This window comes from Pseudomonas sp., assembly GCF_050739995.1.
Lineage (GTDB): Bacteria > Pseudomonadota > Gammaproteobacteria > Pseudomonadales > Pseudomonadaceae > Aquipseudomonas.
Map to the genome: position 1 here is coordinate 1 of NZ_JBOICG010000569.1, position 9782 is coordinate 9782.

General features: G+C 62.3%; 12 protein-coding genes. 1 reads left to right on the forward strand and 11 read right to left on the reverse strand.

What is annotated here, in order from left to right; translation table 11 throughout:
- Positions 1 to 52: 52 nt before the first annotated feature.
- From ACRESD_RS18910 to ACRESD_RS18955, 10 genes are all read right to left on the reverse strand, one after another.
- Positions 53 to 478, reverse strand: a complete 426-nt coding sequence (locus ACRESD_RS18910) for an acyl-CoA thioesterase (RefSeq protein ID WP_431752303.1) — start codon at positions 476 to 478, stop codon at positions 53 to 55.
- A complete protein-coding gene (locus ACRESD_RS18915) occupies positions 471 to 2012 on the reverse strand; it encodes an HAL/PAL/TAL family ammonia-lyase (protein ID WP_431752304.1) in 1542 nt (513 codons plus the stop codon). The genes ACRESD_RS18910 and ACRESD_RS18915 overlap by 8 nt, the downstream gene beginning before the upstream one ends.
- Positions 1996 to 2931 carry a glycosyl transferase gene (locus tag ACRESD_RS18920; protein ID WP_431752305.1) on the reverse strand — a complete coding sequence of 312 codons (936 nt, stop codon included), beginning with the start codon at positions 2929 to 2931 and terminating at the stop codon, positions 1996 to 1998. The genes ACRESD_RS18915 and ACRESD_RS18920 overlap by 17 nt, the downstream gene beginning before the upstream one ends.
- Positions 2928 to 3662 (reverse strand): glycosyltransferase family 2 protein, encoded by a 735-nt coding sequence (locus ACRESD_RS18925; RefSeq protein WP_431752306.1) that lies wholly within the window; start codon positions 3660 to 3662, stop codon positions 2928 to 2930. The genes ACRESD_RS18920 and ACRESD_RS18925 overlap by 4 nt, the downstream gene beginning before the upstream one ends.
- A 122-nt stretch (positions 3663 to 3784) precedes the next feature.
- Complete coding sequence (locus tag ACRESD_RS18930; protein WP_431752307.1) at positions 3785 to 5455, reverse strand: AMP-binding protein; 1671 nt, start codon at positions 5453 to 5455, stop codon at positions 3785 to 3787.
- Positions 5452 to 5997 carry a hypothetical protein gene (locus tag ACRESD_RS18935; RefSeq protein WP_431752308.1) on the reverse strand — a complete coding sequence of 182 codons (546 nt, stop codon included), beginning with the start codon at positions 5995 to 5997 and terminating at the stop codon, positions 5452 to 5454. Before ACRESD_RS18935 ends, ACRESD_RS18930 begins: the two co-directional genes overlap by 4 nt.
- Positions 5994 to 6248, reverse strand: a complete 255-nt coding sequence (locus ACRESD_RS18940; RefSeq protein ID WP_431752309.1) for an acyl carrier protein — start codon at positions 6246 to 6248, stop codon at positions 5994 to 5996. The genes ACRESD_RS18935 and ACRESD_RS18940 overlap by 4 nt, the downstream gene beginning before the upstream one ends.
- Before the next feature lie 9 nt (positions 6249 to 6257).
- Positions 6258 to 6527: a phosphopantetheine-binding protein gene (locus tag ACRESD_RS18945; protein ID WP_431752310.1), complete on the reverse strand. Its 270-nt coding sequence runs from the start codon at positions 6525 to 6527 to the stop codon at positions 6258 to 6260.
- Positions 6505 to 7317: a lysophospholipid acyltransferase family protein gene (locus ACRESD_RS18950; protein WP_431752311.1), complete on the reverse strand. Its 813-nt coding sequence runs from the start codon at positions 7315 to 7317 to the stop codon at positions 6505 to 6507. The genes ACRESD_RS18945 and ACRESD_RS18950 overlap by 23 nt, the downstream gene beginning before the upstream one ends.
- Positions 7293 to 8015: a beta-ketoacyl synthase chain length factor gene (locus tag ACRESD_RS18955; RefSeq protein ID WP_431752312.1), complete on the reverse strand. Its 723-nt coding sequence runs from the start codon at positions 8013 to 8015 to the stop codon at positions 7293 to 7295. Before ACRESD_RS18955 ends, ACRESD_RS18950 begins: the two co-directional genes overlap by 25 nt.
- Positions 8016 to 8352: 337 nt before the next feature.
- On the opposite strand from ACRESD_RS18955, the gene ACRESD_RS18960 reads away from it, so the two are divergent.
- The gene (locus tag ACRESD_RS18960; protein WP_101265758.1) at positions 8353 to 9123 is read left to right on the forward strand and encodes a ParA family protein; all 771 of its coding nucleotides are present in this window, start codon (positions 8353 to 8355) and stop codon (positions 9121 to 9123) included.
- A 122-nt stretch (positions 9124 to 9245) separates the two neighbouring features.
- Here ACRESD_RS18960 and trxC read toward each other — a convergent pair whose 3' ends face one another.
- Positions 9246 to 9680 (reverse strand): thioredoxin TrxC, encoded by a 435-nt coding sequence (gene trxC / locus ACRESD_RS18965; RefSeq protein ID WP_431752313.1) that lies wholly within the window; start codon positions 9678 to 9680, stop codon positions 9246 to 9248.
- Between the last annotated feature and the right edge of the window lie 102 nt (positions 9681 to 9782).

The window sequence follows — 9782 nt, forward strand, 5'->3', positions numbered from 1 at the left end:
GTACTCAGGGCCCTCAGGATCTTCGCGAGCAAGCCCGCTCCCACAGGGGATCTCATTTCAAGGCTCTCTCTACGGCGTCGGTGACTGCTGTGGGGGAGGCCAGTTGCATCTCGCGGCTGGCAATCTCCACCGCCACTTGCACGGTGCTGGCGCGGGTCAGGCGTTCGCCGCTGGCAAGGTCGGTGATCAGGTAGTTGACCTTCAAGCGGTTCTCCCATTCCACCAGGCTGGCCCGCACATTGATGGTCTGGCCGAACACGGCGCCGCGTACGTAGCGCAGTTGCAGGTCGATCACCGGCCAGGCATAGCCGGACTCAAGCATCGCCGTGTAGTTGTGGCCGATTTTGTCCAGCAACGCACAGCGCGCCACTTCCAGGTACTTCACGTAGTGCCCGTGCCAGACGACGTTCATGGTGTCGATGTCGAAAAACGGCACGAGGATTTCAGTGTCGCAGTGCAACACGCCCGAGCTACGCATGCAGCCTCCAGTGTTGCTCGGCGATGCGTGTGAGGCACAGGCGCAGCTCGCCTTCCAGGGCGCGGTCTTCGATGACGGGCGGGAAGTCCTTGGCCAGCTCGATGTGCATGGCGGCCAACGCGGGTGGTAATGGACGAGCGTCTTCGGCCTGGGCACGCAACCACACGCCCTGGTTGGCCGCGAGCAAGGTGGCGGCGGCGACCTGTTCGGTCAGCTCCAGCACGCGGATCGCATCGCGGGCGGCGATGGTGCCCATGCTCACCTTGTCCTGGTTGTGGCACTCGGTGGAGCGTGAGAACACGCTGGCCGGCATGGTGTTTTTCAACGCTTCGGCGGTCCAGGCACTGGTGCCGATCTGCACCGCCTTGAAGCCGTGGTTGATCATGGCGCGGTCCGCCGGCGCACCGGACAGGTTGCTCGGCAGGCCATGGTTGTAACGCACGTCCACCAGCAGCGCGAGCTGGCGGTCGAGCAGGTCCGCGACGTTGGCCACCAGGGTCTTGAGGCTGTCCATGGCAAAGGCGATATGCCCGCCGTAAAAGTGCCCGCCGTGCAGCACGCGTTCTTCTTCAGCATCGATGATCGGGTTGTCGTTGGCACTGTTCAGTTCGGTTTCGATGAACGAGCGCAGCCAGCTCAGGCTGTCGGCCAGCACGCCGAGCACGTGGGGCGCGCAGCGCAGCGAGTAGCGGTCCTGCAGGCGATGCAGTGGCGCGGTCGGCGCATCGATCGCCAGGTCCTTGCGCAGCCAGGCGGCCACTTGCATCTGCCCCGGGTGTGGCTTGGCGGCGAACAGGCGCTCGTCGAAGTGTTCCGGGTTGCCTTGCAGCGCCACCACGTTCAGCGCGGTGATGCGCGTGGCCAATTGCAGCAGGTAGTCGGCGCGGGCGAAGGCCAGGCAGGCCAGGCCGGTCATCACGGCTGTGCCGTTCATCAGCGCCAAGGCTTCCTTGGGGCGCAACACCAGCGGTTCCCAACCCAGCTCACGGTGCACGTCCGCAGCCTGGCGGCGTTCACCACGGAACATCACTTCGCGCTCGCCGGACAGGGTCGCGGCCACGTAGGACAGAGGTGTCAGATCACCGCTGGCGCCTACCGACCCCTCTTCCGGGATCAGCGGCAGTACGTCGTGTTCAAGGAACGCATGCAGACGCTCCAGCAACTCCACACGCACGCCGGACACACCGTGGCACAGCGACTGCAAGCGCGCCGCCAGCACTGCACGGGTAGCTTGTGCATCAAGCAGCTTGCCCAGCCCGCAACCGTGGAAGGTGTACAGGTGGCGCGGCAACGCTTCGACGTGCTGCAAGGGCACCGCCACCACGCAGGAGTCGCCGTAGCCGGTGGTCACGCCGTAGATCACGCCTTCCTTGTCCAGCAGCGAGTCGAGGAACTGCGCGCCCTTGGCGATGCGCTGGCGGTACGCGATGTCGTTTTGCAATTGCGTGGGCGCCTGACGGTTGGCCAGGGCCAGCACGTTTTCAATGCGCAAAGGGCGTTCGCCAAAGGTTACCGGCTCAATATGCGTCGTCATCGGTCTTCCAGAAAGGGTAAAAGTTGAACCATTGTTGGGGCGCTTCCAGACAGAACTGGCCCATGCGTGCGGCGTAGCGTGCGGTCCACAGGGCGATGACCTGTTCGCGGGTGCTGCGCTTCCATTCGATCAATTGCGCGAAGGGCTCGATCGTCAGGCGATAGCGACCGTTGTGCTTCAGGCACATCAGCAGGTTGACCGGGCATTTGAGCAAGCCGGCCAGCAGCCATGGGCCTTGGGGGAAGGCGGCATCATGTCCAAGAAAATCCACCCGCACCCTGCGCCCGCCGTGCAGCGGCACACGGTCGCCGGCAATCGCCAGCCACTCGCCGTCGTCCAGGCGCTGGCTGAGCAGGAGCATGGTGGCCGGGTCCAGTTCGCTGACCTGGATCAAGCGCAGATGGGTCGCCCCGGCTTCGCCCAACAGGCGGTTGAATTGTTCGGCGTGCTTGGTGTGCACCAGCACGTTCATGGTGACTTGCTCACCCAGCTCCGCCAGTGCGCGGCACACTTCGAGATTGCCCAAGTGCGCACCCACCAGCATCTGCCCACGGTCGCCGCGCAGTTGCCCGCGCAACTGCGCGGGGTCGTTGATTTCGATCTGCTCGATACACAGCTTGCCGTTCCACACGTCGAGCTTATCGAGCAAGGAGTCGGCGAAGGCCATGAACTGGCCGAACACGCTTTTATGGGTGGGCCTCAATTCATCGCGACCGCTCCAGCCGGCCAGGCGCTGTTGGTATTCCCAGGCGCTCTGGCGTGCCGTGCGGCCGAACAGGAAGAAGTACAACACGATGCCGTACAGCAACGGGCTCAGCAGGCGGCGGCCAAGTACCTTGGCCGCGAGGGCGGTGAGTTTCATCAGCCAGAAGCTGCCGCGCTCTTCGCGGTCGGCCCAATGTTTGTGGCTGTCGCTCATGCTTGCCACCGTCGCCACAGGATCATCGGTGCGCGCACCAACATGCCGAAGAACAATCGCGTGTGCATGGCCGAGATACGCACGTTGTCGCGGAACAGGCGGAAGTGCGACAGGCCGTCGGTGGGGTAATGCACCTTCGTCGGCAGCCAGCGCATCGGCTGGTTGCGCCAGGCCAGGCGTACCAGGATGTCCGAGTCAAAATCCATGCGTGTACCGATGTAGGCCGTGTCCATCAGGGCCAGCGTGGGCGCCAGTGGGTACACGCGAAAGCCGCACATCGAGTCGCGAATCTGCAGCGACAGGGTGTTGATCCACACCCACACGTGGGTCAGGTAGCGTGCGTACAAGCGGCCCTTGGGCACGCTCTCATCGTATTCGGGATAGCCGCAGATGATGGCGGTTGGATGGGTGCGCGAGGCATCGAGAAAGGCTTCTACTTCACGCAGGTCATGCTGGCCGTCGGCGTCCACTTGCAGGGCATGAGTGAAGCCCAGGCGTGCGGCCTCGCGGAAACCGGCCATGACCGCGCCGCCTTTGCCCTGGTTGCTCGGCAAGGTCAGCAAGGTGACCTTTTTCAGCGTCGCCAGCTGTGCCAACACTGCGGCACAGGACGGGCTGCTGCCGTCATCCACCAACAGGCAGGGCAAGCCGCTGTCCAGCAAACTGCGGACCACGGCCGGCACGGCGGCTTCGTGGTTGTAGACCGGGATCAGGGCGCAGGGGTTATGCATGGGCGGGATCTCCTGAGAGACCGAGCTGCCTGCATCGCAGGCAAGCCAGCTCCCACATTTGAGCGTGTTCACCCGTGTGGGAGCGGGCTTGCCCGCGATTGAGCGCGAAGCGCTCACCAGATCTATACACGCGCAGCCTCCAATTGAATTCGCCCGCTGGAGCAGGCCGCAACGCCGTTGCGGTAGGCGAAATACAACTTGCTGCGTTCCTGATCGAAGCGCAGGTGCAGCTCGATCTGGTCGCCGGGGCGCACCAGTTGCTGGAACTTGAGCACTTCCATGCCGGCAAATGTCGTCGGTAAGTCCAGCAACTGTTGGCCCAGGTTGAACGCCCATTCCACCTGCACCACGCCCGGCAGTACCGGTGTGACTGGGAAGTGGCCACTGAAATAGGCCAGGTCCGGCGGGATGCTCAGTTGCAGGGTCCATTCGCCTTCGGCTTCGACCTGTTCCAGTAATTCCGGCGCTTTCGGCCGAGGAGCCATCAGCAATGCCTCGACGTGCGCCTGAGGCAGTTTGCCTTGGCTGTTAAGGGGAAGCTGCCTCAGGAACCGCCAGCGGCGGGGCAACGCCAGCGCCTCGCAATGTTCGCTCAAGTGTTCGCGCAGGGTTTGCGTCACCATGCGGCGGCCCTGATTGCGCAAGGCGTGCAGGCCGTCGGCACTCAGCACCACCAGCGCGCCGAGGGAGGCACGGTTTTCCTGCACGACGCCCAGACGGGTTTCGGCGACCCACGGGTGGGTCATCAGCGCCTGTTCCAGCATGGGCAGGGAGATACGTTTTTCTTCCAGCTTGACGATGCGATCCAGGCGGCCGAGCAGCTCGAAGCGACCATCGGCGTGGATGCGCGCAGCGTCGGCAGTCTGTTCGATATGCCCGGCCGGCAGATAGGGCGAAGCGATGCGCAGGGCGCCGTCGGCATCCTGGCTCAATTGCACATCGGCGAATGGCTGCCACGGCTGTGCACCTTGGCGCCAGGCGATGCCGCCGGTTTCCGAGCTGCCGAGAATTTCCGTCGGCCATTGCTGCAAGCGGTCGTACAGTTCACCGGCGGCCTCGATGGGCAAGGCGCCGCCGGACGAAAATACCCGGGATACCTGGCGTAGAGCGGGCCAGTCGAGGTTGTCGCCCATGCGCTTGAGCAGCGCCGGGCTGGCGACCCAGGCAAATTGCGGGTGCTCGCGGCTGGCGCGCTGCAAGTCTTCGGGGAAGGCCAGTTGCCGACGCACAAAGCGGCGTCCGGCGTACAGCGGCCATAGCACGCGGAACAGCAAACCGTAGATATGTTGGGTGGCAACGCTGCCAATGATGCAGGCGTCTTTGAGGTCCGCACCCCACAGGGCTTCCAGGGCCTCAACTTCGTTGGCCAGCTGGCGCAGGCTTTTGTCGATACGCTTGGGCTCGCCGCTGGAGCCGGAGGTGCACAGGCTCAGTTGGCAGGTGTCCAGGTCGAGTGGGGCAGGGCTCAATGGCGCTTGATACAACGCGTCGAGATCAGTTGCCTCAACCAGCCAGGCATCCACCGAGTCGTCCCAACGTTGACGGGTCTGGGGTTGCAGGTCGGCAGGCAGCAGCACGCTGACCCCGGCACGCCAGGCGCCCAACAAGGCAATCGCCAACTGGCCTGCATCTTCCAGATGTACGGCCAGGCGCTGGATGCCACGCGCTTGCAGGCCCGCCGCCAGGCTCAGGGCTTGTGCCTGGAGCTGGACGTGACTCATCAGCGGCTCGGTGGTCACCCAACGCTGCTCCAGCGGCTCAAGCAGCAAGTGCTCAAGTTTCAAACCCTTCATACGCGGCCTCGAACCCTTTGTCGTACCAGCCATTCCACGGCAAACAGCAGCCCCATCAGCCCGTAGGCGATCAGGCCGTTGTACAACGTCCACCAGCTCAGCGGCGCCCACAGCGTGAGGGCGGCGGCCAGTAGGCCATTACACAGAAAAAACACACTCCACACCACGGTGACCTGGCGCGTATATACCACCGCTTTGGGCGGCAATTCGGGGTCGGTCATGCGCGCCAGGCGTTCGACCATCGGCGGGCCGTATTTCAGGCTCAGGCCGAACAGCGTCAGCATGAAGGCGCTGACCAGGCTCGGGTACCAGCGCAGCCACTGCGGGTTATCGAACCAGGCCAGCAACAGGCAAAACACAATCACCGCCCCAGCCATCCAGCGACTGCCGGGGCGTCGTGCCGAAGTGAGTGCGCGCAACAGCCACAGGCCACCCAGCAACAGGCCGAACTGCCAGGGCGCAAAGTGCTCGGTGCCGTAATACACCGCGAAGGGGTACAGCAGCCCTACCAGCAACAGGCCAAGGCCAATCAACCGGCTCATGCGGCAGGTGTGACCAGACGGTACACCGCCTCAACCACGTCGTTCACGGTGCGTACCGCCTTGAATTCTTCGGCGGCGATTTTCTTGCCGGTCTGGCGCTTGATATGGTCGATCAGGTCCACGGCATCGATGCTGTCGATTTCCAGGTCCTGGTACAGGTTGGCGTCGAGGGTGACGCGTTCGGCAGGCAATTCAAACAGTTCCACCAAGGCATCGCGCAGGGTGTTGAAAATATCGTCACGAGTTTGCATGGTCCGGTCTCAAGCTGCCTGTCTGGCCGTGACGAATGCCGCAAGGCTGGCCACGTTGGTGAAGTGATTACGGGTGTCCTTGGCGTCGGCATCGATCTTGATGCCGTACTTTTTCTGGATCGCCAGGCCCAACTCAAGGGCATCGACCGAGTCCAGGCCCAGGCCTTCGCCGAACAGGGTCTGTTCACTGCCAATGTCGTCAACGCTGATATCTTCCAGGCCCAGGGCCTCGATGATCAGCGTTTTTATGTCGTGCTCAAGGCGTTGTTGGTCGCTCATCTTCGGCGAGCTCCTTAATGAAATAGTGGTGCAGGTGATCGTTGAGCTTGCGTGAAGCCTGGGGCGCGCGCCCAAGGGCTGCAAACGCTTGTGGTTCTATATCGGCACCCACGCGCAAACTGAAGTGCACGCGGCATTTGGGGATGCGATACCAGGGTTCGGCCTTGGTCAGGGTGGTGGGGCTGACCTTGATCACCACGGGGGTGATGATTGTCGCACCGCGCAGCGCAATGGCAGCGCCGCCGCGATGAAAGGCGGGCGCCATGCCGGGTGGGGTGCGGGTGCCTTCGGGAAAGATGATCAGGGTCTGGCCTTCGCGCAGGGCATCGGTTGCGGCATCAAGCATTTCGGCGCTGCCATCATTGCTGATATAGCCGGCCTCATGCACCGGGCCACGGGTAAAGGGGTTTTGCCACAGGCTCTGCTTGACCACGCAGTTGGCCTGGCGCACCAGGCCGATCAAGAACACCACGTCGATCAGCGACGGGTGGTTGGCGATGATCATCTGGCCTGGGCGACCGAGTTTGTCGGCGCCCTCGACGCTATAGGTCAATACGCCGGCTTTTTGCATCAACTGGATAAAGAACCAGAACAACTTGCTGATGGTGTGGCGTGCGCGGCGCCGATGTGTTTCGGCGCTGCCCGGCAGGCAGCCGAGCAGCGGAAACACCAGCAATCGCAGGCACAGTCCGCCCACACCGAACAGCGCGAAGCTGGCGGCGGTGGCGAACAGGCGCCAGTAGTAGGCGTCCCGTGGTTTATGGGTCAGGGCTTGCGTTGCCAGTTCCATACACGGTTCTTCCAGGCATGTTGGCAGGCGACCTGTTCGGTGAGCAGGGTGCGCAGCAGGTTCAGGGCGTGGGGCCACGGTTGGGTCGTACTGAGTTGGACAGTGTCGGTGGTGAGTTCCAGCTGCCACTCGTCGCCCGGTGTCAGCAGCAGGCCGAGGGCGTAGGGGAACGGTACGTCGTGGATCCAGTCGGCATAAGCCTGCGGCGGCTGTTCTTCGGTGATCACCAGCAGCACGGCCGGTGCGCCTTCATTGAGTAGCGCGGCGGCTTCCACCAAACCGTGCTCCAGGCCATCGCCAGCGGCGGCGAGGGCGGTCATTTCGCAGGTCTCGTTGCGCAGGATCGACCACAGGCCAATCACCGCGTTATGCACCGACAGGCTGAACTGGGTTGGCGACAACGGCTGGTCATTGGCCAGGTCGCTGAGGATGTCGAGGGTGCGCGGGGTCTCGCCGTGGCGGGAGATAAAGACCAGTGGCAGGTCCTGCAAGCCCTCGGCCAGCGGCCAGCCCACGCTGAACGCCATGCGCGCCAGGCGGCCCAGGCGTCGGCGCTGCATGGCCGGGAGGAATGATACGTCGGGGCAGGCTTCGCTGACGGGCAGCAACACCGGGTCCTGGCACCATACGCGCCAGTCGTCCGCAGTCTCCAGGCCAGGAGCCCAGGCGCGCCATTGGGCGATGTTGAAATTGATCACTGAGAAGTTATCCCGCCCCTGCGGGCTTCCATGTGCGGCTGCTGGCCCCGAATACCGGGGCAGGGAACAATGGCCGAATGGCGCGCATTATCCCGGTGACGTGGGGTTCTAGCAAACTTTGGTAAAGAATTGTGCACGGTCGATTACAAAATAGTCGGGAAGATTTACAGATTGTCCTTTACCTGCGGGCGAGTTGGATCGTCGGACGCTTCCCTTTCATTTGTACGTGATGCGCTATAGCCAACCTGTAATGCAGCGGTGCATGGATGAACGAGGTAGCTAACAGGCGCTTTTGCCCTCTACACTCGGACATTCATTGATACACGGAGGTTTTTCCATGCGGCGCGTGGTGTTCAATCAGAAAGGCGGTGTGGGCAAGTCCAGCATTGCCTGCAACCTGGCGGCGGTCAGCGCCAGCGAAGGCTATCGAACCCTGTTGGTGGACCTCGATGCACAAGCCAACTCAACCCAGTACCTCACTGGGCTGACCGGCGACGATATCCCCATGGGGATCGCGGATTTTTTCAAGCAAACCCTGTCTTCCGGGCCGTTTTCCAAGAAAAACCAGGTGGATATCTACGAAACACCCTTCGACAACCTCCACGTGATCACCGCCACCGCAGAGTTGGCGGACTTGCAGCCCAAGCTCGAGGCCAAGCACAAGATCAACAAGCTGCGAAAACTGCTGGATGAGCTGAGCGAGGATTACGACCGCATCTACCTGGATACGCCGCCTGCCTTGAACTTTTATGCGGTTTCGGCGCTGATTGCCGCTGATCGTGTGTTGATCCCTTTCGATTGCGACAGCTTCTCGCGCCAGGCGCTGTATGGCCTGCTGCGTGAAATCGAAGAGTTGAAGGACGACCACAACGAAGGCCTCGAAGTGGAAGGCATCGTGGTCAACCAGTTCCAGGCCCGGGCGAGCTTGCCCCAGCAGATGCTCGATGAGTTGATTGCAGAAGGCTTGCCGGTGTTACCGGTGTACCTGGCCAGCTCCGTGCGTATGCGCGAGTCGCACCAGGAGAGCAAGCCGCTGATCCACCTGGACCCACGGCATAAGCTGACGTTGCAGTTTGTGGAATTGCATAACCTGCTGGAAAACGCGTGATCTGAAAGGCAACGCGGACCAGAATTTGAAATGCGACCAGTGTGGGAGCTGGCTTGCCTGCGATGGCAGTGTTGAATTCACTACAGCTATTGCAGGCAAGCCAGCTCCCACATTTGACCGCGTTAAACGCCCTGGCTGCGCAACCAGCTCAACAACTGCGGCAACGGAAACGCCCCGCTCTGGCGCGCTACTTCGCGGCCGTTCTTGAACAAAATCAAACTGGGGATCGAGCGAATGCCCAGTTGCGCCGACAACTGCTGATTGGCCTCGCTGTCGAGCTTGGCCAATCGGCACTTGCCCTCCAACTGCCCAGCCGCCTGTTCAAACACCGGTGCAAACGATTTACATGGCCCGCACCAGTCGGCCCACACATCCACCAGCAACGGCAAATCGCCCTTGATCTGGCTGGCGTAATCGCCTTGTTTCAGCTCAAACGGCTTGTTTAACAAGACCGGCTGCTTGCAGCGCCCGCATTTGGGCGCATCACCCAAGCGTTCGCCGGGGATGCGGTTGAGGCCGTTGCAGTGGGGGCAGGGGATGACAAGAGGTTCGGACATGTTGGGCTCCTGAAAATGGCCAATAGGCTCTATCTGGAGCCAGCGCTGATATTTATCAAGGTAAACGCAAGCCCGCTCACTACAAAGACAGGTGCGCCAGAT

What these genes read in the sequence shown, in the direction of transcription:
- ACRESD_RS18910 (WP_431752303.1), bottom strand. Translation starts at nt 478, where the DNA reads ATGCGTAGCTCGGGCGTGTTGCACTGCGACACTGAAATCCTCGTGCCG.
- ACRESD_RS18915 (WP_431752304.1), bottom strand. Translation starts at nt 2,012, where the DNA reads ATGACGACGCATATTGAGCCGGTAACCTTTGGCGAACGCCCTTTGCGC.
- ACRESD_RS18920 (WP_431752305.1), bottom strand. Translation starts at nt 2,931, where the DNA reads ATGAGCGACAGCCACAAACATTGGGCCGACCGCGAAGAGCGCGGCAGC.
- ACRESD_RS18930 (WP_431752307.1), bottom strand. Translation starts at nt 5,455, where the DNA reads ATGAAGGGTTTGAAACTTGAGCACTTGCTGCTTGAGCCGCTGGAGCAG.
- ACRESD_RS18960 (WP_101265758.1), top strand. Translation starts at nt 8,353, where the DNA reads ATGCGGCGCGTGGTGTTCAATCAGAAAGGCGGTGTGGGCAAGTCCAGC.
- ACRESD_RS18945 (WP_431752310.1), bottom strand. Translation starts at nt 6,527, where the DNA reads ATGAGCGACCAACAACGCCTTGAGCACGACATAAAAACGCTGATCATC.
- ACRESD_RS18925 (WP_431752306.1), bottom strand. Translation starts at nt 3,662, where the DNA reads ATGCATAACCCCTGCGCCCTGATCCCGGTCTACAACCACGAAGCCGCC.
- ACRESD_RS18935 (WP_431752308.1), bottom strand. Translation starts at nt 5,997, where the DNA reads ATGAGCCGGTTGATTGGCCTTGGCCTGTTGCTGGTAGGGCTGCTGTAC.
- trxC (WP_431752313.1), bottom strand. Translation starts at nt 9,680, where the DNA reads ATGTCCGAACCTCTTGTCATCCCCTGCCCCCACTGCAACGGCCTCAAC.
- ACRESD_RS18940 (WP_431752309.1), bottom strand. Translation starts at nt 6,248, where the DNA reads ATGCAAACTCGTGACGATATTTTCAACACCCTGCGCGATGCCTTGGTG.
- ACRESD_RS18950 (WP_431752311.1), bottom strand. Translation starts at nt 7,317, where the DNA reads ATGGAACTGGCAACGCAAGCCCTGACCCATAAACCACGGGACGCCTAC.